At 59.5% G+C, this 26,090-nt stretch carries 23 protein-coding genes and 1 pseudogene; 16 read left to right on the plus strand and 8 right to left on the minus strand.

From position 1 onward, the window contains the following. Nucleotides 1-147: 147 nt before the first annotated feature. Nucleotides 148-606, minus strand: a complete 459-nt coding sequence (nikR, locus tag ACF0H7_RS09890; RefSeq protein WP_397452577.1) for a nickel-responsive transcriptional regulator NikR — start codon at nucleotides 604-606, stop codon at nucleotides 148-150. 139 nt (nucleotides 607-745) lie between these two features. Here nikR and ACF0H7_RS09895 point away from each other — a divergent pair, with 139 nt between their 5' ends. After that, complete coding sequence (locus ACF0H7_RS09895) at nucleotides 746-1,801, plus strand: HoxN/HupN/NixA family nickel/cobalt transporter (RefSeq protein WP_397452578.1); 1,056 nt, start codon at nucleotides 746-748, stop codon at nucleotides 1,799-1,801. Between the two features lie 57 nt (nucleotides 1,802-1,858). Here ACF0H7_RS09895 and ACF0H7_RS09900 read toward each other — a convergent pair whose 3' ends face one another. Continuing rightward, nucleotides 1,859-2,086, minus strand: coding sequence for an IclR family transcriptional regulator C-terminal domain-containing protein (locus tag ACF0H7_RS09900; protein ID WP_397452579.1), 228 nt, complete (start codon nucleotides 2,084-2,086; stop codon nucleotides 1,859-1,861). A 26-nt stretch (nucleotides 2,087-2,112) separates the two neighbouring features. Continuing rightward, on the minus strand, nucleotides 2,113-2,613 hold the full coding sequence (locus tag ACF0H7_RS09905; RefSeq protein ID WP_397452580.1) for an IclR family transcriptional regulator: 501 nt from the start codon (nucleotides 2,611-2,613) through the stop codon (nucleotides 2,113-2,115). Nucleotides 2,614-2,953: 340 nt separating this feature from the next. Here ACF0H7_RS09905 and potE point away from each other — a divergent pair, with 340 nt between their 5' ends. Beyond that, on the plus strand, nucleotides 2,954-4,339 hold the full coding sequence (gene potE / locus ACF0H7_RS09910) for a putrescine-ornithine antiporter (protein ID WP_397452581.1): 1,386 nt from the start codon (nucleotides 2,954-2,956) through the stop codon (nucleotides 4,337-4,339). After that, nucleotides 4,336-6,621, plus strand: coding sequence for an Orn/Lys/Arg decarboxylase N-terminal domain-containing protein (locus ACF0H7_RS09915; protein ID WP_397452582.1), 2,286 nt, complete (start codon nucleotides 4,336-4,338; stop codon nucleotides 6,619-6,621). The genes potE and ACF0H7_RS09915 overlap by 4 nt, the downstream gene beginning before the upstream one ends. Before the next feature lie 175 nt (nucleotides 6,622-6,796). Here ACF0H7_RS09915 and ACF0H7_RS09920 read toward each other — a convergent pair whose 3' ends face one another. From ACF0H7_RS09920 to ACF0H7_RS09930, 3 genes are all read right to left on the minus strand, one after another. Continuing rightward, nucleotides 6,797-7,177: a DUF4440 domain-containing protein gene (locus ACF0H7_RS09920; RefSeq protein ID WP_397452583.1), complete on the minus strand. Its 381-nt coding sequence runs from the start codon at nucleotides 7,175-7,177 to the stop codon at nucleotides 6,797-6,799. Nucleotides 7,178-7,272: 95 nt separating this feature from the next. Next, nucleotides 7,273-7,545, minus strand: coding sequence for a hypothetical protein (locus tag ACF0H7_RS09925; RefSeq protein WP_397452584.1), 273 nt, complete (start codon nucleotides 7,543-7,545; stop codon nucleotides 7,273-7,275). 22 nt (nucleotides 7,546-7,567) lie between these two features. Continuing rightward, the gene (locus ACF0H7_RS09930; protein ID WP_397452585.1) at nucleotides 7,568-9,193 is read right to left on the minus strand and encodes an NADP-dependent glyceraldehyde-3-phosphate dehydrogenase; all 1,626 of its coding nucleotides are present in this window, start codon (nucleotides 9,191-9,193) and stop codon (nucleotides 7,568-7,570) included. Nucleotides 9,194-9,595: 402 nt separating this feature from the next. On the opposite strand from ACF0H7_RS09930, the pseudogene ACF0H7_RS09935 reads away from it, so the two are divergent. From ACF0H7_RS09935 to ACF0H7_RS09955, 5 genes and pseudogenes are all read left to right on the plus strand, one after another. Continuing rightward, nucleotides 9,596-10,577 (plus strand): annotated as a pseudogene (locus ACF0H7_RS09935) (ABC transporter substrate-binding protein). Nucleotides 10,578-10,610: 33 nt separating this feature from the next. Then, nucleotides 10,611-11,675 carry an ABC transporter substrate-binding protein gene (locus tag ACF0H7_RS09940; protein ID WP_397452586.1) on the plus strand — a complete coding sequence of 355 codons (1,065 nt, stop codon included), beginning with the start codon at nucleotides 10,611-10,613 and terminating at the stop codon, nucleotides 11,673-11,675. Beyond that, nucleotides 11,662-12,666, plus strand: a complete 1,005-nt coding sequence (locus ACF0H7_RS09945; protein ID WP_397452587.1) for an ABC transporter permease — start codon at nucleotides 11,662-11,664, stop codon at nucleotides 12,664-12,666. Before ACF0H7_RS09940 ends, ACF0H7_RS09945 begins: the two co-directional genes overlap by 14 nt. Then, entirely contained in the window at nucleotides 12,660-13,463 is an 804-nt protein-coding gene (locus ACF0H7_RS09950; RefSeq protein ID WP_397452588.1) for an ABC transporter ATP-binding protein, read from the plus strand. Before ACF0H7_RS09945 ends, ACF0H7_RS09950 begins: the two co-directional genes overlap by 7 nt. After that, on the plus strand, nucleotides 13,460-15,736 hold the full coding sequence (locus tag ACF0H7_RS09955; RefSeq protein WP_397452589.1) for a molybdopterin guanine dinucleotide-containing S/N-oxide reductase: 2,277 nt from the start codon (nucleotides 13,460-13,462) through the stop codon (nucleotides 15,734-15,736). The genes ACF0H7_RS09950 and ACF0H7_RS09955 overlap by 4 nt, the downstream gene beginning before the upstream one ends. A gap of 119 nt (nucleotides 15,737-15,855) precedes the next feature. Here the strand turns inward: ACF0H7_RS09955 and ACF0H7_RS09960 are convergent, their stop codons facing one another. Both ACF0H7_RS09960 and bkdR read right to left on the minus strand, forming a co-directional pair. Further along, nucleotides 15,856-16,926 carry an FUSC family protein gene (locus tag ACF0H7_RS09960; RefSeq protein ID WP_397452590.1) on the minus strand — a complete coding sequence of 357 codons (1,071 nt, stop codon included), beginning with the start codon at nucleotides 16,924-16,926 and terminating at the stop codon, nucleotides 15,856-15,858. A gap of 11 nt (nucleotides 16,927-16,937) precedes the next feature. Further along, a complete protein-coding gene (gene bkdR / locus ACF0H7_RS09965) occupies nucleotides 16,938-17,426 on the minus strand; it encodes a Bkd operon transcriptional regulator BkdR (protein WP_397452591.1) in 489 nt (162 codons plus the stop codon). Nucleotides 17,427-17,626: 200 nt separating this feature from the next. Between bkdR and ACF0H7_RS09970 the strand changes: the two genes are divergently transcribed. From ACF0H7_RS09970 to ACF0H7_RS10005, 8 genes are all read left to right on the plus strand, one after another. After that, a complete protein-coding gene (locus ACF0H7_RS09970; RefSeq protein ID WP_397452592.1) occupies nucleotides 17,627-18,859 on the plus strand; it encodes a 3-methyl-2-oxobutanoate dehydrogenase (2-methylpropanoyl-transferring) subunit alpha in 1,233 nt (410 codons plus the stop codon). Between the two features lies 1 nt (nucleotide 18,860). Continuing rightward, entirely contained in the window at nucleotides 18,861-19,919 is a 1,059-nt protein-coding gene (locus tag ACF0H7_RS09975; protein ID WP_397452593.1) for an alpha-ketoacid dehydrogenase subunit beta, read from the plus strand. After that, a complete protein-coding gene (locus tag ACF0H7_RS09980; RefSeq protein ID WP_397452594.1) occupies nucleotides 19,920-21,200 on the plus strand; it encodes a dihydrolipoamide acetyltransferase family protein in 1,281 nt (426 codons plus the stop codon). A 3-nt stretch (nucleotides 21,201-21,203) separates the two neighbouring features. Further along, nucleotides 21,204-22,595, plus strand: coding sequence for a dihydrolipoyl dehydrogenase (lpdA, locus tag ACF0H7_RS09985; protein ID WP_397452595.1), 1,392 nt, complete (start codon nucleotides 21,204-21,206; stop codon nucleotides 22,593-22,595). A 337-nt stretch (nucleotides 22,596-22,932) separates the two neighbouring features. Continuing rightward, the gene (locus ACF0H7_RS09990; RefSeq protein WP_397452596.1) at nucleotides 22,933-23,616 is read left to right on the plus strand and encodes a GntR family transcriptional regulator; all 684 of its coding nucleotides are present in this window, start codon (nucleotides 22,933-22,935) and stop codon (nucleotides 23,614-23,616) included. A 73-nt stretch (nucleotides 23,617-23,689) separates the two neighbouring features. Further along, complete coding sequence (locus ACF0H7_RS09995; RefSeq protein WP_397452597.1) at nucleotides 23,690-24,496, plus strand: ABC transporter substrate-binding protein; 807 nt, start codon at nucleotides 23,690-23,692, stop codon at nucleotides 24,494-24,496. An 11-nt stretch (nucleotides 24,497-24,507) separates the two neighbouring features. Then, entirely contained in the window at nucleotides 24,508-25,275 is a 768-nt protein-coding gene (locus tag ACF0H7_RS10000; protein WP_397452598.1) for an amino acid ABC transporter permease, read from the plus strand. 1 nt (nucleotide 25,276) lies between these two features. Then, the gene (locus ACF0H7_RS10005) at nucleotides 25,277-26,056 is read left to right on the plus strand and encodes an amino acid ABC transporter ATP-binding protein (protein WP_397452599.1); all 780 of its coding nucleotides are present in this window, start codon (nucleotides 25,277-25,279) and stop codon (nucleotides 26,054-26,056) included. Nucleotides 26,057-26,090: the final 34 nt, after the last annotated feature.

A 26,090-nucleotide genomic window follows, 5' to 3' on the forward strand; every position in this document is an offset into this window, starting at 1 on the left:
CATCCATTTTTATTTAGAACGCGGTCCTCTGTAGGCGCTGCCGGAGGCTGCGAAAAGGCCGGAACGGCCTTCGCGATGTAGAGTGTTCGCAGCCTTCGGCAGCTCCTTGAAGAAGAGCGCATTCCAATTCAGCCAACCGCTAAACCCTCAAACATGCAAATGATCATGGGGTATCGACGAGTCCCCGTGATGATGTTCCGTGTGTTCACGAGTCACTGGTATCGCGTGCAAGTGGCTGTATTTGACGCCGCGCTGGTTGGTCAGGGCGTTGGCGAAGGCGATGATGTCTTGCGCTTCGCCCTTGAGTACCGAGCATTCCATCAGGCTGTCGTGGTTGAGGTGCACGCGCATCGAAGCCACGGCCAGGTCGTGGCGTTCGTGGTGGGCTTCTGTAATTTTTCGCGCAAGGTCGCGGGTGCCGTGGTCGTAGACGTAGGTCAGGGTGGCCACGCATTGGCCGCTGGCTTCGGTGCTGGCTTCACGCGTGTGGCTGTCGCGGATCAGGTCGCGGAACGCCTCGGAGCGGCTGGTGTAACCGCGCTCGATGACCATCGAATCGACGATCGCCAACAGGTCGTCATCGATTGTAATTGTTACTCGTTGCATGGCCTTGTCCTGTGGTGCTGCGTCCCGAAACAATGACGCGGTATGATTTTTTTGTAAAAAAGTATTACTCTCCACCGGGATAGAGCGGTCGGCTGGCGATGGTCTGACATCAACCGCATTTCAGATCCCGGGAGAGTCGATGATAACGGTAGTTAAAGCCTTGTTCGGTGACGGCAGCGGTCAGATGAAACAGAAGGTCATTGCACTGTATGCCGTGTTGATTCTGTTCAATGTGGCGGCGTGGGTCTGGGCCTTCATTGCTTTTCACGATTACCCGCTGCTCATGGGCACCAGCATACTCGCTTACTCGTTTGGCCTGCGCCACGCCGTGGACGCCGACCATATCGCGGCCATCGATAACGTCACGCGCAAACTGATGCAGGCCGGGAAACGGCCAATCAGTGTCGGCCTGATGTTCTCCCTGGGGCACTCCACCATCGTCGTGCTTGCCTCGGTGGTGATCGCGGCAACGGCGATGGCCATGCAGGACAAAATGGCCGGGTTCAAAGAAATCGGCGGTCTGATTGGCACCCTGGTGTCCACCTCCTTCCTGTTCGCCATTGCGGTGATGAACCTGGTGATACTGCGTTCGGTGATCCAGACCTTCCGCCGGGTCAAGCGTGGCGAACGTTACGTCGAAGAAGACCTGAACCTGCTGCTGGCCGGCAGGGGCCTCATGGCTCGGCTTTTTCGCCCTTTGTTCGGGCTGATCACCAAGAGCTGGCACATGTATTTTCTTGGCTTCCTGTTTGGCCTGGGCTTCGACACCGCGACCGAAGTCGGGCTGTTGGGGATCTCCGCGGCGGGGGCCGCGCAAGGTATGCCGATCTGGTCGATCCTGGTGTTCCCGGTGCTGTTCATGGCCGGCATGACGCTGATCGACACCACCGACAGCATTCTGATGCTCGGTGCTTATGGCTGGGCCTTCGTCAAACCGATTCGCAAGCTGTATTACAACATCACCATTACCAGCGTTTCCGTGTTGGTGGCGCTGCTGGTCGCCAGTATCGAAGGTCTCGGGCTGGTGGTCGACACCTTCAAGTTGAGTGGCGGATTCTGGGATGCGATTGGCGGCCTCAACGATAACTTCGGCATTATCGGTTACCTCATCGTCGGCGTATTTGCGTTGAGCTGGCTGGTCTCGGTAGCGATTTATCGTTGGAAGCGCTATGAAGAGATTGAGGTGGTCAGCTGAGCCATCGCCGCAAACAAAAGCCCCGACCGTTCGGGGCTTTTTGGTTTCATGCCGGGCTCAATCGATACTGCGCAAGGCCTTGTTCAGGGCCACCTGGCAGGCCAACAGCGCCGCCTTGATGGTTTCCAGTTGATCCCTCACACGCCAGATCGGCCCCACCACATCGATGGCGTAATGACCCTGTGGCGTTTGCAAACCCACAGCAACCGCGCCGACGCCGAGAAGGTGTTCCTCAAAGTCATAGGCAAAACCTTCGTCGCGAATTTGCTGCAGTTGTTCGAGCAAGTGGGGCAGGGAGGGGGTATGCGGCGTCAGGGGGGCAGCTCGGCGCCGAGCAGTTTGCTCACGCGTTCATCGCTCATCTTTGACAACAGGATCTTGCCCCCGGAGGTGGCGTAGATGCTGAACGCAGTGCCCGCCGTCGGGGAAACCCGCAGCGGCTGATGGGAGATCGCGGAGTGCAAAATCATCATGTGGCCGCCGTTGGCGTTTTCCAACACGGCGGTTTCGCCGGTCTGCTGCGCCAGGTCTTCAATGAAAGGGCGAGCGCGTTGGGTGATATCAACGTGTGTGTGCGAGGCCAGTCGCATCAAGGCCGGACCGAGACACACACCGCCCGCGCCCTGCAGCTCTAGTAGCTGCTCCAACGCCAGTGCGTCGACCAGCCGCTGAACGGTCGAGCGAGGAAGCTCTATCCGTTTTGCAATCGCGCCCAGGCTCAAACCAGAAGGCTCGCTTTCAAGGCAACGGAGGATCGCCGCAGCCCGTGAAATGACTTGAATACCGTTGCGATCCGACTCCGGGAGGGTCATGGGTGTTGTCCTTCGTATCGTTTGTCAGTTCAGTGTATCGAAATAAAGTTTCAATGTACTGACCGACTCGGGAAATCCTTCGTGTCGCCCACCATTAACGCCCCCAAACCTGGCGCCTGCCGTTCTGGCAGATTGCTTTCATCTGTTTTATCAATGAATCCAGATAAAACCGATAGTGGCCTATTGTCATATTTCATATTGATTGCGGTGGGTTAATTATTACCATTAAACAGTCCGGGCACACGATAAACGTATTACGGGTATACACCCGTATTGACAGCAGGAAGTTTTAAAAAGTAGCGCTACACTCAAAAACTCACCTTGCCGCAGGGAGTTTGGTATGGCTACTGCAAAGAAAATGAACGTGATGCAGCTCACGATGTTGACGGCCGTCAATATGCTGGGTTCAGGGATTGTGCTATTACCGACCAAGTTGGCTGAAGTAGGCTCTATCTCAATTCTTTCGTGGCTGGTCACGGCCACTGGATCGTTGGCCTTGGCCTATGCGTTCGCGCGCTGCGGCATGCTCAGTCGAAAGACCGGTGGCATGGGCGGGTATTCCGAATATGCCTTCGGTAAAGCCGGTAACTATATGACCAACTACACCTATGGCCTGTCATTGTTGATTGCCAATGTGGCGATCAGTATTACCGCCGTGGGCTATCTGCAAGTGCTGTTTGGAATGGAGCTCAGTGCGATTAATATTACGTTGGCGACTATCGCGCTATTGTGGATAACAACCTTCGCCAACTTTGGTGGTGCCGGCATCACCGGTAAAATCGGCGCGGTCACGGTGTGGGGGGTTATCGCTCCGGTATTGGTAGTTTCCACCGTGGGTTGGTTCTGGTTCGACTCCAGCATCTATGCCCAAGGCTGGAACCCACATAATGTCACCTGGTTCCACGCGGCCAGTTCTTCGGTGGCGATCACCCTGTGGGCCTTCCTCGGCCTTGAGTCGGCGTGCGCCAACATGGACGCAGTAGAAAATCCCGAACGTAACGTCCCGATTGCGGTACTGGCCGGCACCATCGGTGCGGCGGTGATCTACATTGTTTCCACCAACGTGATTGCCGGGATTGTCTCCAACCAGGACCTGGTGACGTCCACCGCGCCATTCGGTCTAGTGTTCGCCAAAATGTTCAACCCCATGGTCGGTAATGTGGTCATGGCCTTGATGGTGCTGGCCTGCATCGGTTCGCTACTGGGTTGGCAATTCACCATCGCTCAGGTGTTCAAAAGCTCGGCGGATACGGGCTACTTTTTGCCGATCTTTGGCAAAGCGAATGCGCATGGCACGCCCATTGTTGCGATGCTGATCTTGTTGGCGGCGCAAACGGCACTGGCGTTGTTGACCATCAGCCCGGATCTCTCGGCGCAATTTACCGCCCTGACCAACCTGGCGGTGGTTACCAACCTGGTCCCTTACATCCTTTGTATGGCCGCGCTGCAAACCATGCAAATCGTCAACAACATCCCCCTCAGCAAGCGGATGTTGGCCAACGTCGTCGCGTGGGTGGCAGCGGCTTACAGCTACCTTGCGCTGTACAGTTCCGGTGCTCAGGCACTGATGCTTGGCGGTATCGCCATCATCATTGGCTACACCTTGTTCGGCACGGTCAATACCCGCTTGATGCGGTTGGAATCAGTGAAGCTGAAGAATCCGGGGGCAACGGTTACCGCGAGTGATCAACCCGTCATCATTACTAACAGGGAGGTTTTGCAATGAGCCAGGATCTGCGCCCATTGGGCATGCTTGCATTGGTTGTCAGTCCCGCACCAGGCGGAAAAAATATCTTTGATCGTTCGCTGAGCAAGTTGATCGAGGACATGGAAGGCCGTGGCATCAATGTGCTGACCACGGAAGGTTTCGACGATGCGGTCAGCATTGTCCGCTCGGATTCGGCGATCCAGTGTCTGTTAGTAAACTGGGATTGCGATCGCAGTCAGGGCAAAGAAGCCTGCATCAACCTGCTTAACGAACTGCGCGCACGTAATACCCGCGTGCCGGTGTTCCTGCTCAGTGATCGCAGCACGGTGGCGAGCATCCCCTTGCCCGTGATGCAGCATGCCGACGACTTTATCTGGTTCCCCGAGGACACTTACGCGTTTTTAAGTGGCCGTATTTTGGCGGCCATTGAACGTTATCGTCAGGCGGTATTGCCGCCGATGTTTGCCGCGTTGATCAAGTTCTCCAGGACGTATGAGTACTCGTGGCACACCCCAGGTCATGCCGGTGGCACTGCGTTCCTGAAAAGCACGGCGGGGCGCGCGTTCCATGAGTTCTTCGGCGAGAACCTGCTGCGTTCCGACCTGTCGATTTCCGTCGGTGAACTTGGCTCGCTACTGGACCACAGTGGACCCATCGGTCAGGGCGAACGGTATGCCGCGAAGGTGTTCGGTGCCCATCGCAGCTACTTCGTCACCAACGGCTCGTCGACCTCCAACCGCGTGATCCTGATGGCCAGCGTGACCCGCAACCAGATCGCCTTGTGCGATCGCAATTGCCACAAGTCTGCTGAACACTCGATGACCTTGTCCGGGGCAATTCCGACCTACCTGGTACCGACCCGCAACCGCTACGGGATCATCGGGCCGATCCTGCCCGAGCGTTTGAACAAAGAGGCAATCAAACAGGCCATCGAAGCTAACCCGCTGGTCAAAGAAGGCATCGACAAAACACCGGTGCACGCGATCATCACCAACTCTACTTACGATGGCCTCACCTACAACGTCGCTCGCGTGGAAAAACTGCTGGGCGAGAGTGTCGACCGCCTGCATTTCGATGAAGCCTGGTACGGCTATGCGCGCTTCAACCCGTTGTACCGCGAACGGTTTGCCATGCACGGCAATCCGCAGGACCACGATCCGTCGGGGCCGACGGTGTTCGCCACGCAATCGACCCACAAACTGCTCGCGGCCTTGTCGCAAGCATCGATGATTCACGTCCGCGACGGTCGCGGCGCGATTCCCCATGGACGCTTCAACGAGTCGTTCATGATGCACGCCTCGACCTCGCCTAACTACGCGATCATGGCCTCGTGTGACGTCAGTTCGGCGATGATGGAAGCGCCGGGCGGCGAGATCCTGACCGGCGAATCCATCGATGAGGCGGTCGCTTTCCGCCAGGTCATCTCCAAGATGCACCATGAGTGGGCGGCGAAAAACGAATGGTTCTTTGACTGCTGGCAGCCACCGACCGTGCAGTTCAATGGGCAGCAGGTGCCGTTCCACGAAGCAGCCCCGGCGTTCCTGAGAAGCGAGCCGAATTCTTGGGTCTTGCACCCGAACGAGGTCTGGCACGGCTTCGGCAATATCGAAGAAGGCTACTGCATGCTCGACCCGATCAAGGTCTCGGTGCTGACGCCGGGCATGGGCGACGACGGTGAGTTGCTCGACACCGGCATACCCGCCTGCGTGTTGACTGCCTACCTGGGCAATCAAGGCATCGTGGTCGAAAAAACCACCGACTTCACCATCCTGTTCCTGTTTTCCATCGGCATCACCCGTGGCAAGTGGGGCACGCTGGTCAATGCCTTGCTCGACTTCAAGCGCGACTACGACGAAAACCTCGAACTGGAGCGTGCGTTGCCAGGTCTGGTGCAAAGCTATCCGCAGCGCTACAAGGGTATGGGGTTGAAAGACCTGGCCAGCCAGATCTTCAAAGCCATGGGCGAACACCGCACCACCGCGAACATGGCCCTGGCGTTCGGCACCTTGCCCGAGGCCGAGTTCAGCCCGGTGGAGGCTTACGAAAAACTGGTACGAGGCGAAACCGAATCCGTCACCCTGGAACAGGCGGCGGGGCGCATCGTCGCCACCGGCATCGTGCCGTACCCACCGGGCATTCCGCTGCTGATGCCCGGCGAAAACATGGGCACGGCCGACGGCCCGTACCTCAGCTACCTGAAGGCACTGGAAAGCTTCGACCAATCCTTCCCAGGCTTCACCCACGACACCCACGGCATAGAATCGGAGGAGGGCGTGCAGCGCTTGATTGTGCTGAAGTAACAGGCTGACAACACAACCCCTGTAGGAGCTGCCGAAGGCTGCGATAAGGCCGGCACGGCCTTCGCGATTTAGAGTGATCGCAGCCTTCGGCAGCTCCTACAAGGTTTTGTGCAGATCACAGGGTGTGTGCCTGATATAGACCCACTGTGGCAGGCTTGCCTGCGAAGAAGCCGGTTCAGATTGCAGAGATATCAGCGCAGACCAGCGGGGTTCCTTGATGAAAGGTCATCTGCCAGTGACCATTTTTCAGAGTCCAGATCGAACTTCTTAATGACCAGCAATCGGACCTCAGCGCGGAGGCATGGTTGTGGCAGCGGTAAGTGACGAGCATGACCTTCTCTGCCAGCTGTTTGGCGGAAAAATCACTGATAGACCGGCCGATAATTTCTTCATTTTTCAAGCCGTCTATGACATCTGATTTACTCCAGACATGGCCACTGGCGCCAAACTCAACGAAGTCATCGGCAATGAGGTTTGACACTTCATGCTCGGTGACGGGTGTCATGCGTTGTTGAAGTTGCCTTTCCAACTGCGCCAGGTGCTCTTGAATATCCATATCTCAAATATCACTGTAGGAGCGGGCTTGCCCGCGATGGCGGTGTGCCTGATACGTCGCATCAAGCCCTTCGCCAACTTGTTGGAACAGACCCCTTACTTACACCGCGCCTCGACAATCCTGCACGTCCCCGGCGTTCCCCCTGACCGGCCTGCGTAACGCTCGCAGTTGTCCAGCGCAGAGGTGCGCGCGGTCTTCTGATTATCACCCCAGGCCAAACCGCCTTCGCCCACGGTCGGCATCGCCGTGGCGTAGCACCTCGAGCCCTCCACGGCGGCAGGGTGGTGGGTGCAGCCGGCCAGCGGCGCAAGACAGGCGGCCAATATCGAGGCCGCCAGCCATTGTCGTTTTAACGTATTTCTATTCACGCGGTTTGCACTGCCTATCACTTTAGAAAATATAATCGGTCGTCAAAAAACTCGACTCACGGTTACGAATGATCTCACTGATCAGTTCCTTGTTGGTCTCCTGGAACTTGGTCGCCACCAGGGTTCGAATCGAAAACACCCGCAACGCATCGTGTACTGACAACGTACCTTCGGCCGAGTTCTTGCGGCCGTTGAACGGGAAGGTGTCGGGGCCGCGTTGGCATTGGGCGTTGATGTTGATGCGCCCGACCTGATTGGCAAAGGTGTCCACCAGACGCCCGACCTGGGTCGAGTTGGTGCCGAAAATACTCAGTTGCTGACCGAAGTCCGAGTCAAGCACGTAATCGATCACCGTCTCGAGAAACCGATACGGCACGATCGGTATCACCGGCCCGAACTGCTCCTCGGTGTACACCCGCATTTGCGGGCTGACCGGGTACAGCACCGCCGGGTAGAAGAACGAACTGCGGATCTCACCCCCATGGGCATTGACCACTTTTGCGCCTTTGGCAACCGCATCGGCGACCAGGCCGCTGAGGTATTCGGTCTTGCCCATTTCCGGCAACGGCGTCAGCGAAACCCCCGGTTCCCACGGCATGCCCGGCTTGAGCGTTTGCAGTTTGCGGTTGAATTTCTCGATGAAGCTGTCGACCACATCTTCGTGGACGAACAGGATTTTCAATGCGGTGCAGCGTTGGCCGTTGAACGACAGCGAGCCGGTGACCGCTTCATTGACCGCGTTGTCGAGGTCGACTTCAGGCAACACGATGCCGGGGTTTTTCGCGTCGAGGCCCAAGGCCGCGCGCAAGCGGTGTGGTTTGGGGTGCAGTTTCTTCAGGTCGCTGGCGGCCTTGTTGGTGCCGATGAACGCGAAGATGTCGACCTTGCCACTGGCCATCAGTGCACTGACGGTTTCCCGGCCGCTGCCGTAGATCACGTTGATCACGCCGGCCGGGAAGCTGTCGCGGAAGGCTTCCAGCAGCGGACGAATCAACAACACACCAAATTTGGCCGGCTTGAACACCACGGTATTGCCCATGATCAGCGCCGGAATCAGCGTGGTGAAGGTTTCGTTCAGCGGGTAGTTGTAAGGGCCCATGCACAGCGCGACGCCCAACGGTACGCGGCGAATCTGGCCGAGGGTGTCCTGTTCCAGCTCGAAGCGGCTGGAGCGGCGATCCAGTTCCTTGAGCGCGCCGATGGTGTCGACGATGTAATCGCAGGTGCGGTCGAATTCTTTTTCCGAGTCTTTGAGGCTTTTGCCGATTTCCCACATCAGCAGCTTGACCACGGCGCCGCGCTGTTCGCGCATGCGCCCGAGGAAGGCTTCCACATGCTGGATGCGTTCAGCGACGCGCATGGTTGGCCAACTGCCCTGACCTTTGTCATAGGCGCGAACCGAGGCATCGAGCGCTGTGAGCGCGGTTTCGCCGTCGAGCAGTGGCGTACTGCCGAGGATCACTTGTTGATCGCCTTGGTCGGTTTTCAGGTACACCGGGCTGCGCACTTGCGCGAGCGGCCCGTCCCAGGTGCGCAAGGCGCCATCGACCAGGTACTCGCGTTGTTCGATCGGGTCGGCGAAGCGGAAGTTTTCCGGAATTTCCGTGGCGGTGGGAAACAGATTATCGAGAGCGCGTTCGCTGGTCATGAGTCTTCCCCGAGGCTGGCAAGCATGAATGGAGGGTATTGGAAGTCACCCTTCAGGTCCGTTGCAGACCACTTTCCAGATGTGTAGCCCGGCTGTCCAGTGCTGGTTGTCTGTAACTTTCACGGACCTATGTCTACCGCAGACCCTGCTCCAGACTCGGATTCACTGCGGGAGCCAACGTGTTGGCGAAGGCGGCGACCCTGATACACCTGGAAACCCTCAATTATCCACCGTAAATCCATACGGCAATTCGCATATTAGGTTAGATCAAAACTGAATTTATCTTATATAAGATCCAGTGTTATGGTTTTAAGTCAAAGACAAACCCGTCTTAAAAGTTATTAAAAACGCTGTCGGTCACCGCACGCGCGGACCCGGTTATCACTCTGTGACCGGCTCTGTATGGGCCTTTGGAGACCGAACGTGAGCATCTTCCCACGAACCCTGTTGAGCCTGGCCTTTGCCTTGGTTGCCAGCGTGCAAGCCCAGGCCGACAGTCTGGTGGTCGGCGACCAAAGCTATAGCGCCCGTACCGTGATGGAAGCGGCCGGGGTGCTCAAGGATCTGCCCTATACCCTGGAATGGAAGCAGTTCACCTCCGGCTCGCCCGTGGCCGAAGCCTTGAACACCGGTAACCTCGATGTCGGCCTATTGGGTGATGCGCCGGTTCATGGGCGCACTCGGCGCGCCGATCAAGGTCATCGGTGTCTCGCGGCAGAACCTCGACGGGGTCGCCATCGTCGTGCCGAAAAACTCCTCGATCAAAAGCGTGGCCGACCTCGCTGGCAAGCGCGTGGGGATCTGGAAAGGCTCGTGGAGTCAGCAACTGATCCTCACTGCACTCGATAAGGCCGGGGTGCCGCGCGATGCGGTGGACTACCGCTACCTCAGCGCCCTCGACGCGTCCCATGCTCTGGACGGTGGTTCGATCGACGCCACGGCGACCTGGGACCCTTATGTGACCCAGCAGGAACGTCAGGGTGGCCGCGTCATCCTTAGCGCCAAAGGCTTGATTCCGGCCCAGAGTTTCATCGTCGCCAGTGACCCTGCGATCAAGGACAAACGCGCCGAGATCAACGATTTCCTGCATCGCTTGCAGCAGGCCCGTGCCTGGTCCCTCAGCGATGCGCAACACACCCGGACTTACGCCGACGCCTGGGCCAGTGTGACCAAAGCCGATGCCGAGGTGGCGCGCATCTGGTTCGCCCGTTCGCAGATCAGCATCGCGCCGGTCAGCCCAGAAGTCATCAGTGGTGCGCAGCAAACCATCGACTTCTTCACCCAGACCGGCATGACCAAAACCTACCCGGCGGCGACCATTTTCGATGACTCGTTCCACGCCGCCCTTGGGCAGGCCGTGCAACCGGCGCAAGCCTCTCGCTGATTCAATCCACGTTACCAGGTACAGGAAACCACCATGGCCTCGTTCGAAACCTTGTCCCGCCGGCGCATGCTCGGCCTCACCGGTGCAGCCTTGGCCAGCCCGTTTCTGTTGTCATTGCCCCGGCTGGGTTGGGCCGAGGATGAGCACGCCGGACACCAGGGCGCAGAGCCGGGCGGGACCGGGGAGTTCATCAAGCTGGCCCAGCCGCGTTCGTTGAAGCTCGCGATCAACTTGAACGCGGTGTGCCTGGCGCCCATCGTCATTGCCCATGGCGAAGGCTTCTTCAAGAGGCACAACCTCGACGTTGAGTTCGTCAACTTCGGCAACTCCACCGAGGTGTTGTTGGAAGCGATTGCCACCGGCAAGGCAGACGCCGGGGTCGGCATGGCGTTGCGTTGGTTGAAGGCGTTGGAGCAGGGTTTCGACGTCAAGCTCACTGCCGGTACCCACGGCGGTTGCCTGCGTTTGTTGAGCGCGGCCAACAGCCCGCTGCACAGCCTTGAGGAGCTCAAGGGCAAGACCATCGGCGTCACTGACATGGCCAGTCCGGATCGCAATTTCTTTTCCATCTTGCTGAAAAAGCATGGCATCGATCCGCAGCGCGACGTTGACTGGCGACTGTACCCGGCGGACTTGCTCGGCAGCGCATTGGACAAGGGCGAAGTGCAGGCCATCAGCGGCAGTGATCCGTTCATGTACCGGTTGATCAAGTCTGGCCAGGCGCGGGAGCTGTCGAGCAATTTGGTGGATGAATACGCCAACCTCAGTTGCTGCGTGGTCGGCGTGACGGGCAAGTTGGTGCGCGAAGACAAACAGGTGGTGGCGGCGCTGAACCAGGCGATTCTCGAAGCCCACGACTATGCGGTACAGCACCCGGAAGCCGTGGCGATCGGGTTTCAGAAATTCGCCCTGAATACTACGGCCGAAGAAGTGCAGGGCATTCTTCACGATCACACCCACGGCCACCACGCGGTCGGTGCGGTGTTGACCTCGGAAATCCAGACCTACGTGCAGGACCTGAAAACCGTCGAGGTGATTCGTCAGAGCACCGACGCGGCAGCCTTTGCCAAGGAGATCACTGCCGATGTCTTCAGTTGAAACGGCGGTTGCGACCAGTGCCGGCACCGATCGGGTCAGTTGGACGCGAGGGTCGGGTTTACCGATTCTGTCGGTGGTGGGCTGGGTCGCGGCGGCCTGGCTGACCACACACGTTGCCAATGCCACGCGTAACTGGCCGATGACCCAAGGGCTGGCCAATCTGTTTCTCGGATTGGCGGCGGTGATCGTGGTGTTGATCGTCGCCGGACGTTGGCTGCCGCGCGTGGCCAAACGGCTGCGGAGCACGGCGCCATGGTTGATCGCCTTGCCGATCCTGTTGAGCATTTGGGAGTTGCTGACCGCCAAGCTCGGCTGGCTGCCGGTGCCGTTCTTCGCCCCACCGCAAGCCTTGCTGGATGTCTACGTCGAGGACTGGCCGCGCCTGCTCGATAGCCTGTGGCATTCGGCGTTGTTGCTGGGCAGCGGGGTGTTGCTCGGCGCGATCAGCGGTTTTACCACTGGGGTCGCCATCGGTTGGTCGCGGGCCCTCGGTTACTGGCTGCATCCGGTGTTGCGGATTCTAGGCCCTGTGCCGTCGACGGCGTTGCTGCCGCTGTGTTTTTTCCTGTTTCCCAGCAGTTGGAGCGCCAGCGTGTTCCTTATCGCGCTGGCCACCTGGTTCCCGGTGACGGTGCTGACCTGGTCGGGTGTGGCCAGCGTCGACACGGCCTATTACGACGTCGCGCGCACCCTGGGCGCGAAACCGTCTTTTCTGATTTTCAACGTGGCGATCCCCGCCGCGTTGCCGCATGTCTTCGTCGGCTTGTTCATGGGCCTCGGTGCGTCGTTCTCGACGCTCGTCGTGGCTGAGATGATGGGCGTCAAGTCCGGTATTGGCTGGTATTTGCAATGGGCCCAGGGCTGGGCCGCCTACGCCAACATGTACGCCGCACTGCTGTTGATGGCGCTGGCGTGTTCAGGATTGATTTCGGCCTTGTTCATCGTGCGTGATCGTCTGTTGGCCTGGCAAAAAGGAGCGATGAAATGGTAGCGCTGAAACAACAGGCAACGCCGGCCGGGCTGGCGTTGCGCATCGATAACCTCAGCCACGCCTTCAGCCTTGAAGGGCAAAAGCTGCCGGTGCTGGATCGGGTATCGCTGGATGTCGCCCCCGGCGAGTTTGTCGCCTTGCTGGGGCCGTCGGGTTGCGGCAAGTCGACCTTGCTGCGCCTGGTCGCCGGGCTTGAACCGGCAGACAGTGGCAGCCTGCAGGCCGACGGCGAAGCCATCAAACGTCCGGACCCCAGCCGCGTGGTGGTGTTTCAGGACCCAACGCTGTACCCATGGCGCCGGGTCTGGGACAACGTCGCCATCGGCCTTGAAGCCAGGGGGCTGCTCAAGGGCGAAAAGGGCCGGGTCGATGCGGCGTTGGCCAAGGTCGGCCTTAGGCAGTTCGCCCGTGCGTTTCCCCATCAATTGTCCGGCGGCATGGCGCAGCGGGTTTCTTTGGCGCGGGCGTTGGTCAATGAGCCGCGATTGTTGATCCTCGACGAGCCGTTGGGCAAGCTCGACTCGCTGACGCGCATCGCCATGCAGGCTGAGCTGACTCAGCTGTGGCAACGTCAGGGCTATACCGCCTTGCTGGTGACCCATGACGTTGAGGAAGCGTTGCTGCTGGCGAATAGGATTATTGTGTTCAGCGAGCGCCCGGCGCGGATTCAGGCGCAGTTGACCGTCGAACGCCCGTATCCGCGTCGGCGCGACGATCCTTATCTAGTGCAACTACGGCAACAGATTCTCGGGCTGCTTGGTTTGGGCGAAACGACCCGGGAGGTCATCGCTTCATGAGTTTCACCTCGCTGCACTGGGGCGCCTACCGCCCGCAGGTACGCAACGGCAAGCTGGAAGGTATGCAGCCGGTGTCCTGGGACCGCGATCCGTCGCCGATTGGCGATTCGATTGCCGGTGCCATCGACTCACCGACGCGGATCATGCGCCCGGCTGTTCGCAAAAGCTTTCTTGAAAACCCTGGCAGCCACCGCGAGCTTCGCGGGCAGGAGCCGTTTGTCGAGGTGTCGTGGGAGGTTGCACTGGACCTGGTGGCTCGGGAATTGGGGCGGGTCAAGGATCAATACGGCAACCGGGCAATTTTCGGCGGCAGTTACGGGTGGGGCAGCGCCGGGCGTTTTCATCATGCGCAAAGCCAGCTGCATCGTTTTCTGAACACCCTCGGCGGCTACGTGTTCAGCACCGACAGCTACAGTCTCGGCGCCGGGCGGGTGCTGATGCCCCACATCGTCGGCAACATGGATTGGCTGCTCGCTGCGCACACCTCGTGGAGCAACCTGGCCAAGCATTGCGAACTGTTCGTGGCCTTCGGCGGGTTGCCGGCGAAGAACGCCCAGACCAGTCCGGGGGGCGCCAGCGACCACCTGCTGAGCACCGCGCTGGAGAACATGTCCGCAGCCGGGGTGGAGTTCGTCAATGTCAGCCCGCTGCGCGAGGATCTGGTCGGCCCCGCGCGCAATCAATGGCTACCGGTGCGGCCTGGCAGCGATACCGCGTTGATGATGGCGCTGGCCTATGTGTTGATCAGTGAAGGGCTGCATGACGCCGCCTTTGTCTCGCGCTACACCGTGGGCTATGAACATTTTCGCGAGTATTTACTGGGCACTGTCGACGGCCAAGCGAAGACCCCGGCCTGGGCCGAAGCCCTGACGGACATCGCCGCCCACGACATCATTGACCTCGCCCGACGCATGGCGCGCAAGCGGACCATGATCAACATCGCCTACTCGCTGCAGCGTTCAGTGCACGGCGAACAACCGTTCTGGATGACCGTGACCCTGGCCGCCTTGCTCGGCCAGATTGGCTTGCCCGGTGGCGGTTTCGGCCTGGGTTATGGCTGCATGAACAATACGGGCAGCGGCCGCAAGGCGTTCTCCGGGCCACGCTTTTCCCAAGGTTTCAACCCGGTCAAAGACTTCATTCCGGTGGCACGGGTCAGTGACATGTTGCTCAACCCCGGCGCGACATTTGACTACAACGGCAAGCGCCAGACGTATCCGGACATTCGCCTGATCTACTGGGCAGGCGGCAATATCTTTCATCATCATCAAGACCTCAACCGTTTGATCGGCGCCTGGCACCGTCCGGAAACCATCATCGTTCACGAGCAGTATTGGACGGCGCAGGCCAAGTACGCCGACATCGTCCTGCCGGCGACCACTGCCCTTGAGCGTGACGACATCGGCAGTGCCAGTTCAGACCGCTTCATGATCGCCATGCACAAAGCCATCGAGCCGGTGGGGCAGTCACGGGACGATTACCGGATCTTTGCCGAACTGGCCGAACGCCTGGGGCAGGGCGCTGCGTTTACCGAGGGGCGTGACGTGTCAGCGTGGTTGCGGCATATCTACGACGAGTCGCGGGGGCGGGCCAGTGAACACGGGGTTGAGTTGCCGGAATTTGATCGATTCTGGCGTGAGGGGGTGTTTGAGGTGGCGTTTCCGGCCGAGGAAACGGTGTTGTTGAAAGGCTTTCGCGATGATCCGCTGGCGAACCCGTTGCCGACGCCGTCGGGGCGAATCGAGATATTCTCCGAGCGGATTGCCGGGTTTGGTTACGCCGATTGTCCGGGGCATCCGGTATGGCTGGACAAGCCCGTGGCCGGGTATCCATTGCAGTTGTTGTCGAACCAGCCGAAGACGCGGTTGCACAGTCAGTACGATCATGGGGCTTACAGTCGGGCGTCGAAAATTCGCCAGCGCGAGCCGTTGACGCTGAATACCGACGATGCTCGAGCGCGGGGGATTGAGGCGGGTGATGTGGTGCGGGTCTTCAACGAGCGCGGGGCGTTTTTGGCGGGGGTGATCGTCAGTGACGGAATCCGCCCGGGCGTGGTGCAAATTGCCACCGGGGCCTGGTATGACCCGCTATTGCGGGGTGGGCATGGGAGTCTGGAGAAACACGGCAATCCGAATGTGGTGACCGATGACGTGCGGGCTTCGTTGTTGTCGCAGGGGTGTTCGGCGCAGACCGCCAGTGTGGAGATTGAGCTGTGGGTGGGGGAGTTGCCGGTGGTGACGGCGTTTGATCCGCCGGAGACGGTAAACACCTAGGAGCTGCCGAAGGCTGCGATCGATCTGAACCGCATTCGGAGGAACCGGTCGCTGCGTTTGAATGCCAATCGCAGCCTTCGGCAGCTCCTACAGGGAGGCGGCTTTTGACTTTTCAAAAGTCAAATCCTCCACCGCCCCGAACTCTGCGCCAACCGACCGCGCATCTCATCCACATTCGCCGCCAGTTGCAGGGTCAACAATCGATAGCCATCCAGCGCCGAATACACCGGTTCCTGCAACAAATCATCCTTCTCAACCCCCGCAACCTTGCGCTCAAGGCGTTCGGAGATCCCGGTCTGCAACGCCCTTGCCATGCCTATCAATTGAACCCGAATCTGCCGATGCTCTGCCTTCAGCGACAGCTGCAACTGCGCCATCACCTCACCGCCGGGCCGTGTATTGGCAAGGATCTCCAGCGTACTGATGCACATCCGCAAATTACGCTGAATCGCATCCAGCTCGGTCACCGAAATCCGTACCTCCTTGGACACCGACGGCATCAACGAGCGCAACTGCACCATCGCCCCGTTCACCTGACTCACCTGCTTTGTATAGTCATCATCGGTCACCGACTGTCCACTGATGATCCGCCCATGAATCGCCGCGCAATCACGCAACGCGCTGGCCAGTTTGTAGCGCCAGGAGAACACCGCATACAGCGGCAGGGCGAAGGAGAACGCCAGGGCCAGGGCGTTGCCGATCAGGATATCCACGGTCCGCCACAGCCCGTCCGCTACCGGGTTGTCGCCATGGCCAACGACGATGAACACGGTGATTGCCGACAGCAACGCCGTGTAACCGCCCTTGCCAATCGCGTGGTACGCAAAGAAACCGCAGACCACCGAGATGCTCAGATACGTCACGATCGGCAGGCCGAAGTACGCGTGTTGCAACAGCAACAGCAGCCCGACCCCGGCACCGATCAGCGTGCCATAGGCTCGCTCTTTGGCTTTTTTGCCGATGTTGCCGTGGTGCTGCAGGCCGCCAATCACCACCAGCATGGTGATCGACGCCCATTCGCCGTGGGGCAGGTTGATCCCGGTGGTTAGCAAAATTGTCGCCAGTAGGCCCAGTGACACACGTACTGCGTGGATCACCCGGGCGTGGCGGTAGCGGCGGTAGGGGTCAAGCAGCGGTCGCAGCAGTTTGCGCAGCGGTGCGGGCAGTCGCGAGGCAAGGGAGTGCTTCATCGGTTTACGCTCTAGATTTCCAGGTTCAAGCCATTGGCCGGCAGCGGCAGCGCGGTTTTGTAGCGCACTTGTTTAAGGGCAAAGCTCGAACGGATGTTGGCCACACCGGGGACTTTAGTCAGGAAGTCCAGCATGAAGCGCTCCAGCGACTGAATGGTCGGCACCAGCACTCGTAGCAGGTAGTCCGGATCGCCGGCCATCAAATAACACTCCATCACTTCCGGGCGGTCGGCGATGGCGTCTTCGAACACGTGCAGCGCTTCTTCCACCTGCTTCTCGAGGCTGACGTGAATGAAGACGTTGACGTGCAAACCGAGCAAATCAGGGTCGAGCAGGGTGACTTGTTGCTTGATCAGCCCCAGCTCTTCCATGGCCTTGACTCGGTTGAAGCACGGGGTAGGAGACAGGTTTACCGAGCGTGCGAGGTCGGCATTGGTGATGCGGGCATTCTCCTGAAGACTGTTGAGAATCCCGACATCAGTACGATCCAGCTTGCGCATGAGATAAAAGCACCTGTTTTTTGTGGTTATGCAGAATATTTATCTCTAAATAGCCTTCAGCGCAACCCACTTCAGAAAAATATTCTCTACGCTGAGGAATATGATTTGTGTAGGACAAGATTCTTGAAATCCTGGTCCAACAGATAGCACTGCTCCAACGCCCAACAAAATATCAGACAAGACCGAGCGTAGAGAAAGCCATGACCGAATACGAACCACTGCGCCTGCACGTTCCTGAACCCTCCGGCCGTCCCGGCTGCAAGACCGATTTTTCCTACCTGAAACTGACCGGCGCCGGCCTGGTGCGCAAACCACCCATCGATGTCGAACCCGCTGATACCGCTGACCTCGCCAAAGGCTTGATCCGGGTCCTCAACGATGAAGGCCAGGCCGTGGGCCCGTGGGCTGAAGGCGTGCCGGTAGAGATCTTGCGCAAAGGCATGCGTGCCATGCTCAAGACGCGGATCTTCGACAACCGCATGGTGGTCGCTCAGCGTCAGAAAAAAATGTCGTTCTACATGCAGAGCCTCGGCGAAGAGGCAATCGGCAGCGCACAGGCGCTGGCGCTGAATGTCACCGACATGTGCTTCCCGACGTACCGCCAACAAAGCATCCTGATGGCCCGCGAAGTGCCGCTGGTGGACCTGATCTGCCAGTTGCTGTCCAACGAACGCGACCCGCTCAAAGGCCGGCAATTACCGATCATGTACTCGGTGCGTGATTATGGTTTCTTCACCATTTCCGGCAACCTCGCCACGCAATTCGTGCAGGCGGTGGGCTGGGGCATGGCCTCGGCGATCAAGGGCGATACCAAGATCGCATCGGCCTGGATTGGCGACGGTGCTACCGCTGAGGCCGACTTCCATACCGCACTGACCTTTGCACACGTCTATCGCGCGCCGGTGATCCTCAACGTGGTCAACAACCAATGGGCGATTTCCACCTTCCAGGCGATTGCCGGTGGTGAAGCGACGACCTTCGCCGGGCGTGGCGTCGGGTGTGGCATTGCCTCGTTGCGTGTCGATGGTAACGATTTTGTCGCAGTGTACGCCGCGTCGGCCTGGGCGGCAGAGCGTGCGCGGCGCAACCTGGGTCCGACCATGATCGAGTGGGTGACCTACCGCGCCGGTCCGCATTCGACCTCCGACGATCCGTCGAAATACCGTCCTGCCGATGACTGGAGTCACTTCCCGTTGGGTGACCCGATTGCGCGCCTCAAGCAGCACCTGATCACCATCGGTCAATGGTCCGACGAGGAACACGCCAGCGTCAGCGCCGAACTCGAAGCCGAGATCATCGCCGCGCAGAAAGAAGCTGAGCTGTACGGCACCTTGGCCGGCGGGCAGACGCCCAGCGCCGCGACCATGTTCGAAGACGTCTATAAAGAGATGCCGGAGCACTTGAAACGCCAGCGTCAAGAGTTGGGGATCTGACATGAACGATCACAACAACAATATCCAGTTGGAAACCGCCATGACCACCACCACCATGACCATGATCCAGGCCCTGCGCTCGGCCATGGACGTGATGCTTGAGCGCGACGACAACGTCGTGGTGTTCGGTCAGGACGTGGGTTATTTCGGGGGTGTGTTCCGCTGCACCGAAGGCCTGCAAGCCAAATACGGCACCTCGCGGGTGTTCGATGCGCCGATCTCGGAAAGCGGGATTGTCGGCGTCGCCGTGGGCATGGGCGCCTATGGCTTGCGCCCGGTGGCCGAAATCCAGTTTGCCGATTACGTTTACCCGGCGTCAGACCAGATCATTTCCGAAGCAGCGCGCCTGCGCTATCGCTCGGCCGGCGAGTTCACTGCGCCGATGACCCTGCGCATGCCCTGCGGCGGCGGGATCTATGGTGGCCAGACCCACAGCCAGAGCATCGAAGCGATGTTCACTCAGGTCTGCGGTTTGCGCACGGTAATGCCGTCCAATCCGTATGACGCCAAAGGCTTATTGATCGCCTCGATTGAAAACGATGACCCGGTGATTTTTCTCGAGCCGAAACGCCTGTATAACGGCCCGTTCGATGGGCATCACGACCGTCCGGTAACGCCATGGTCGAAACACCCGGCCAGCGCCGTGCCCGATGGCTACTACAAAGTGCCGCTGGATGTGGCCGCGATCGCCCGCCCTGGCAGCGCTGTCACGGTGTTGACCTACGGCACCACGGTGTATGTCGCGCAAGTGGCGGCGGAAGAAACCGGCGTCGATGCGGAAGTGATCGACCTGCGCAGCCTGTGGCCGCTGGACCTGGAAACCATCGTCAACTCGGTGAAGAAAACCGGGCGTTGCGTAGTGGTTCACGAAGCGACTCGCACCTGTGGTTTTGGCGCGGAACTGGTGGCGTTGGTTCAGGAACATTGCTTCCACTACCTGGAAGCGCCCATCGAGCGCGTTACCGGCTGGGATACCCCGTATCCCCATGCTCAAGAGTGGGCGTATTTCCCTGGCCCATCCCGCGTGGGTGCGGCTTTGAAACGGGTTATGGAGATTTAAATGGGCACGCATGTCATTAAAATGCCGGACATTGGCGAAGGCATCGCGCAAGTCGAACTGGTGGAATGGTTCGTTAAAGTCGGCGATATGATCGTTGAAGATCAGGTGGTCGCCGATGTGATGACCGACAAAGCCACGGTGGATATTCCGTCGCCGGTGGCGGGCAAGGTCATCGCCCTCGGCGGTCAGCCGGGCGAAGTGATGGCGGTCGGCAGTGAGCTGATTCGCATCGAAGTCGAAGGCGCTGGCAACCTGAAAGAAAGTGCTCAGGCAGCACCTGTCGTGCCCGCTGCGGTCGCTCAGCCCAAGGTTGAAACCGCGCCGGTGCTCGACGTCAAACCGCATACCACGGCATCGGCGGCGGGTGTGAAGCGCTCACTGGAAGCTCGCTCTACGCGGCAGACCGACGAGCGCCCATTGGCGTCGCCAGCGGTACGCAAGCGTGCTCTGGACGCCGGGATTGCGTTGCGTCTGGTGCAAGGCCACGGTCCTGCCGGGCAGATCCGCCACGAAGATATCGACGCTTACCTGGAGCAGCAGACCCAAGGCACTCCGGCACCCGTCGCAGCGTACTCCGCACGCACCGATGAAGAGCAAATCCCGGTGATCGGCCTGCGTCGCAAGATTGCCCAACGCATGCAAGATGCTACACGCCGCGCCGCACACTTCAGCTATGTCGAAGAAATCGACGTCACCGCACTGGAAGAGTTGCGTGTGCAACTTAACGAGAAGTGGGGCGCCAGTCGCGGCAAGCTGACCTTGTTGCCGTTCCTGGTGCGGGCGATGGTCGTGGCGCTGCGGGATTTCCCGCAAATCAATGCGCGCTACGACGACGAAGCGCAAGTCATCACCCGCCACGGCGCGGTGCATGTCGGCATCGCCACCCAAGGCGACAACGGCTTGATGGTGCCGGTGGTGCGTCACGCCGAATCCCGCAGCCTGTGGGCCAACGCCGAAGAAATCGCGCGTCTGGCCACGGCCGCGCGCAGCGGTAAAGCCAGTCGCGATGAAATGTCCGGTTCGACCATCACCCTGACCAGCCTCGGCGCCTTGGGCGGGATCGTCAGCACGCCGGTGCTCAATCTGCCGGAAGTGGCCATTGTCGGCGTCAACCGCATGGTTGAGCGGCCGGTGGTGATCAAAGGCCAGATCGTGATTCGCAAGATGATGAACCTCTCCAGCTCCTTCGATCATCGCGTGGTCGATGGCATGGACGCGGCGCAATTCATCCAAGCCCTGCGTGGCTTGCTCGAACAACCCGCCACCCTGTTTGTGGAGTAAGGCATGCAACAGACTCTGAGCACCAAACTGCTGATCATCGGCGGCGGCCCTGGCGGTTACGTCGCCGCGATTCGCGCCGGTCAGTTGGGCATTCCGACCATGCTCATCGAAGGCCAGGCCTTGGGCGGCACCTGCTTGAACGTTGGCTGCATCCCGTCGAAGGCGTTGATCCACGTTGCTGAGCAGTTCCACCAGACCAGCGCTTTCAGCAAGCCATCGGCGCTGGGCATCAGCGTGCCGTCGGCCAGTCTCGACATCAGCCAAAGCATTAACTGGAACAACGGTATCGTTGATCGTTTGACCACCGGCGTCGCGGCGCTGCTGAAGAAAAACAACGTGCAGGTGATTCATGGCTGGGCCAAGGTCATCGATGGCAAGACCGTCGACGTCGAAAGCGCCGGCCTGCGTATTCAATGCGAGCACTTGTTGCTGGCCACCGGTTCGACCTCGGTGAACCTGCCGATGCTGCCGTTGGGCGGGCCGATCATTTCGTCTACCGAAGCGCTGGCACCGACCTCGATTCCCAAGCACTTGATCGTGGTCGGTGGCGGTTACATCGGTCTGGAGCTGGGCATCGCTTATCGCAAACTGGGCGCTGAGGTCAGCGTGGTCGAGGCGCAGGACCGCATCCTGCCAGCCTATGATCGCGAACTGACCCTGCCGATTGCCGAGACCCTGAAGCAACTGGGGGTGAAGGTATACCTGCAACACAGCGTCGAAGGGTTTGATGCCGATCAACAGGCATTGCACGTGCGCGCCCCAGGCGGCGAGACGTTGACGCTGTCGGCCGATCAAGTATTGGTGGCCGTGGGACGGCGTCCGAACAGTCAGGGCTGGAACCTCGAAACACTGAATCTGCAGATGAACGGCGCGGCGGTGAAGATCAACAACCGGTGCCAGACCAGCATGCGCAACGTCTGGGCAATTGGTGATCTGGCAGGCGAACCGATGCTTGCCCATCGCGCCATGGCTCAAGGTGAAATGGTCGCGGAGCTGATTGCCGGCAAGGCACGGGAGTTCAATCCAACGGCGATTGCAGCGGTGTGCTTTACCGACCCGGAACTGGTGGTGGTCGGCACCACGCCGCAGGAAGCAGAAGCCCAAGGCCTGGATTGCATCGTGAGCAACTTTCCGTTCGCCGCCAACGGCCGGGCGATGACCCTGGAGTCGAAAAGCGGTTTCGTCCGGGTGGTGGCGCGTCGTGACAATCACTTGATTGTCGGTTGGCAAGCGGTGGGTGTCGGCGTCTCGGAGCTGTCCACAGCATTCGCCCAATCCCTGGAAATGGGCGCCCGTCTGGAAGATATCGCCGGCACCATCCATGCGCATCCGACCTTGGGTGAAGCGGTGCAGGAAGCGGCGCTGCGGGCGTTGGGGCATGCGTTGCATCTCTGACCGACGAAATGCGGACTTTGTAGGGGCTGCCGAAGGCTGCGATTGGCATAAAACGCGGTGAAGGTTCGGGCCTCATCGCAGCCTTCGGCAGCTCCCACAAGTCACCATTGCACCTGCTGTTACCGCGTTACCCATTCTCCCCAGTCGTGTGCGTTTTACCCTATAGCTGCTCCATTTTGTGTCGTTCTGCCTGACCGCCCGCCCGTTTAACTCCGCAGCAAATCCGCAATAAACTCCCTGAATCAATCGCTTAAATCGGTTTCTCCAAACTGGCACGGATTCTGCTTTTTTGTATCTATGGATAATTGGATACAAAAATACAAAACGGTGACAGAGCATGCGATTTGCCCATCCTTACGTTGAACGTCAGCCCATGACTGCTGAAGAAGAAGCTTATGACTACCTGCTCGGGGCGATTTGCGGCGGTACCTTGCGCACCGGTGATCGGCTGATTGCCGAAGACATCGCCAATGAAATCGGCATGAGCCGGATGCCGGTGCGTGAGGCGTTTCGGCGTCTTGCGGCCGATGGTCTGGTGACCCTGCGGCCCAATCGCGGGGCGGTGGTCAGTGGCCTGAATATCGAAGAGATGCACGAAGTTTTCGAAATGCGCAGTGCCCTGGAGGGCCTGGCGATTCGGGTGGCGGTGCCAAAGATGACTGAGCGCCACCTGAGTCGTCTGGAACGCCTGCTCGATGAAATGGACGACTGCCGCGAAGAGAGTGCGGAGTGGGTCGGCCGGCACCGCGCGTTTCATGAATACCTGTGCAGCCTGGCCGAGCGTCCGCGTTTGATGCGGCAGATTACCGCGCTGTATTCGGTGATCGAACCACACATGCGCCTGTGGTTGCAGCACGCCGAGAAGCCCATGAGCGCCCGCGAAGAACATTCGGTAATTCTCGACGCGATCCGCAGCGGGGATGCGGCGAAGGCCGAGGCGGTGCTGCGCGAGCACATCGAGGGCACCATCCCGCCGCTAATTGAGTTTTTGAAATTGGAACACACGCAATCGGAAAAATAGAGCCGGCGTCAAGCCTGCCGTACTACCGCTGTGATTTGAGTGCTGCCCCGTTACTTAACTGATCGGAGTCGTCATGCATAAACCAAGTGTGTTGTTCGCGGTTGTATCCCTGAGTCTGGCTGCCCAACTGGCGGTGGCCGCGCCCACAGTGCCGGATCGCCTGCAAAAGGTCGACAAACTGACCTATTGCTCCGGCATGGACTCACCACCGCTGGTGTCATTCGACGAGGCGCAGAAACCCAAGGGCCTGACCGTGGACCTGGGCCTGGAAATCGCCAAACGGCTGGATAACAAGAAAGTCGAGTGGCGGGTGATTCCGTTCTCCGGACTGGTGCCGGCGTTGCTCGCCAAACAGTGCGACATGATCGTCGATCAACTGTTCGACAAGCCTGAGCGGCGGCAGGTGATCGACATCTCCAACTACATGTACTCCAGCCAGTCGGTGGTGGTGCCCAAGGGTAATCCCAAAGGTATCAAGGCACTGGCTGACCTCTCCGGACACAAGGTGGCGGTGCTCAACGGCTCGACCATCAAAACCCTGCTCGACGCCGAGAACGACAACCTGAGCAAAGCCGGCAAGCCACCGATGAAACTGGTGGTTTACAACACCGACACCGATGCCTTTCAGGCGCTGCGCATCAGTCAGGTCGACGCCTACGGCACCACTGTGGAAACCGCTGGTTACTACGCGGCGATGGCCCCGGACCTGTTCCAGGAAGGCGTTCCGGCGTTCAGTCGCATCCTTACCGGGTTGGGCACGCGCAAGGATGATCCGCAACTGACGGCTGCCGTGGACCAGGTGCTCAAGGACATGCGCAGTGACGGCAGCTACACGCAATTGCTCGCCAAATGGCATGTCGACAGCGACAAGCTGGACTGAGGGTTCGTTCGATGAACTTCAATTGGGACGTGTTCTGGCAGTACCTGTTGCAGCCGAGCGGGGTGTACCTCACCGGGCTCTGGCTGACCTGCGTGATCAGCGTGTCGGCGATGCTGATAGGCAGTGTGTTGGGGCTGCTGGCAGCGTTGATGCGGCTGTCGAACAACCCGCTGTTGCAGTACCCGGTGCGTTTTTACGTGTGGTTGATGCGCGGCACGCCGTTGCTGGTGCAGATCGTATTCCTCTATACCGCGCTGGCGGCTGGCGGGATTTTTCGTTTCGAAGACCTCGACTTCGGCTGGTTCATTCTGCCGGGCAACCTGCAGGCGGCGATCATCGCGCTGGGCCTCAACGAAGGCGCATACATGTCCGAAATCATTCGGGCCGGCATCGGCGCGGTGGACAAGGGGCAGTACGAAGCCGGACGCTCGCTGGGCATGACCTTCGGCAAACTGATGCGCCGCATTGTGTTGCCACAAGCTTTCCGGGTGATCGTTCCGCCGATCGGCAACGAGTTCAACGTGATGCTGAAGAACACTACGCTGGTCAGTGTGATTGGCGTGCAGGAGTTGTTGCTGAGTACACAAATGGTCACCTCGGCGACCTTCCGGGTGTTCGAGTTGTACTTGGTGGTGGCGATCTATTTCCTGTTGTTGACCACACTCTGGGGCTTCTTTCAGCGCTGGCTGGAAGCGCGTTTTGGTCAGTCAGATCGGCCGGCGGCGCCCACCAGTCGTATGTTCGGGCGCAGCACCATGAAACTGCTGAGGGGACGTTGAGATGGCGCACATGAGTGAAGAACTGGTGATCGAAGCGCTGAATCTGCACAAGTCATTCGGCGATCTGCAGATTCTCAAAGGTATCTCCCTGCAGGTACGCCGGGGCGAGGTGGTGGTGCTGATTGGCGCTTCCGGTTCGGGCAAGACCACCTTTATCCGCTGCATCAATTTGCTCGAAGAGATTCAATCCGGGTCGATTCGGGTCAATGGTCGGGCCATGGGCTATCGCGAGCGCGCCGACGGCAGCCTGGTCCGCGATTCGGAGCGCAATATCGCCCGGCAACGGCGGGACATCGGCATGGTGTTCCAGCGTTTCAACCTGTTCCCGCACATGACTGCGCTGGAGAACATCATCGAGGCACCGATTCAGGTGCTTGGCGTATCCCGCGCGGCGGCCACCCAACAGGCACGCGAGCTGCTGGTGCGGGTCGGGTTGGCGGACAAGGTCGATCACTACCCGTCGATGCTCTCGGGCGGTCAGCAACAGCGGGTGGCGATTGCCCGCGCGCTGGCGATGAAACCCCAGGCGATGCTGTTCGATGAACCTACCAGCGCCCTCGATCCGGAAACCGTGGGTGAGGTGCTGGAGGTGATGAAAGAGCTGGCCAAGGAGGGCATGACCATGGTCGTCGTCACCCACGAAATGGGTTTCGCCCGTGAAGTGGCCGACCGCGTGGTGGTGCTCGATCAAGGTGAACTGATCGAACAGGGGCCGCCGGAGCAAATCTTCAGCAAACCCAAACATCCGCGAACCCAGGCCTTTCTCAGCCGGGTTCTCTGAGTGATTTAGCATTCCTTCTTGATGAGTCTTTGTC

It is taken from the genome of Pseudomonas sp. NA-150 (assembly GCF_044336365.1).
GTDB lineage: Bacteria > Pseudomonadota > Gammaproteobacteria > Pseudomonadales > Pseudomonadaceae > Aquipseudomonas.

Coding starts and splice junctions, on each gene's coding strand:
- nikR (WP_397452577.1), bottom strand. CDS start 606: ATGCAACGAGTAACAATTACAATCGATGACGACCTGTTGGCGATCGTC.
- ACF0H7_RS09895 (WP_397452578.1), top strand. CDS start 746: ATGATAACGGTAGTTAAAGCCTTGTTCGGTGACGGCAGCGGTCAGATG.
- ACF0H7_RS09905 (WP_397452580.1), bottom strand. CDS start 2,613: ATGACCCTCCCGGAGTCGGATCGCAACGGTATTCAAGTCATTTCACGG.
- potE (WP_397452581.1), top strand. CDS start 2,954: ATGGCTACTGCAAAGAAAATGAACGTGATGCAGCTCACGATGTTGACG.
- ACF0H7_RS09915 (WP_397452582.1), top strand. CDS start 4,336: ATGAGCCAGGATCTGCGCCCATTGGGCATGCTTGCATTGGTTGTCAGT.
- ACF0H7_RS09920 (WP_397452583.1), bottom strand. CDS start 7,177: ATGGATATTCAAGAGCACCTGGCGCAGTTGGAAAGGCAACTTCAACAA.
- ACF0H7_RS09930 (WP_397452585.1), bottom strand. CDS start 9,193: ATGACCAGCGAACGCGCTCTCGATAATCTGTTTCCCACCGCCACGGAA.
- ACF0H7_RS09940 (WP_397452586.1), top strand. CDS start 10,611: ATGGCCTCGTTCGAAACCTTGTCCCGCCGGCGCATGCTCGGCCTCACC.
- ACF0H7_RS09945 (WP_397452587.1), top strand. CDS start 11,662: ATGTCTTCAGTTGAAACGGCGGTTGCGACCAGTGCCGGCACCGATCGG.
- ACF0H7_RS09950 (WP_397452588.1), top strand. CDS start 12,660: ATGGTAGCGCTGAAACAACAGGCAACGCCGGCCGGGCTGGCGTTGCGC.
- ACF0H7_RS09955 (WP_397452589.1), top strand. CDS start 13,460: ATGAGTTTCACCTCGCTGCACTGGGGCGCCTACCGCCCGCAGGTACGC.
- ACF0H7_RS09960 (WP_397452590.1), bottom strand. CDS start 16,926: ATGAAGCACTCCCTTGCCTCGCGACTGCCCGCACCGCTGCGCAAACTG.
- bkdR (WP_397452591.1), bottom strand. CDS start 17,426: ATGCGCAAGCTGGATCGTACTGATGTCGGGATTCTCAACAGTCTTCAG.
- ACF0H7_RS09970 (WP_397452592.1), top strand. CDS start 17,627: ATGACCGAATACGAACCACTGCGCCTGCACGTTCCTGAACCCTCCGGC.
- ACF0H7_RS09975 (WP_397452593.1), top strand. CDS start 18,861: ATGAACGATCACAACAACAATATCCAGTTGGAAACCGCCATGACCACC.
- ACF0H7_RS09980 (WP_397452594.1), top strand. CDS start 19,920: ATGGGCACGCATGTCATTAAAATGCCGGACATTGGCGAAGGCATCGCG.
- lpdA (WP_397452595.1), top strand. CDS start 21,204: ATGCAACAGACTCTGAGCACCAAACTGCTGATCATCGGCGGCGGCCCT.
- ACF0H7_RS09990 (WP_397452596.1), top strand. CDS start 22,933: ATGCGATTTGCCCATCCTTACGTTGAACGTCAGCCCATGACTGCTGAA.
- ACF0H7_RS09995 (WP_397452597.1), top strand. CDS start 23,690: ATGCATAAACCAAGTGTGTTGTTCGCGGTTGTATCCCTGAGTCTGGCT.
- ACF0H7_RS10000 (WP_397452598.1), top strand. CDS start 24,508: ATGAACTTCAATTGGGACGTGTTCTGGCAGTACCTGTTGCAGCCGAGC.
- ACF0H7_RS10005 (WP_397452599.1), top strand. CDS start 25,277: ATGGCGCACATGAGTGAAGAACTGGTGATCGAAGCGCTGAATCTGCAC.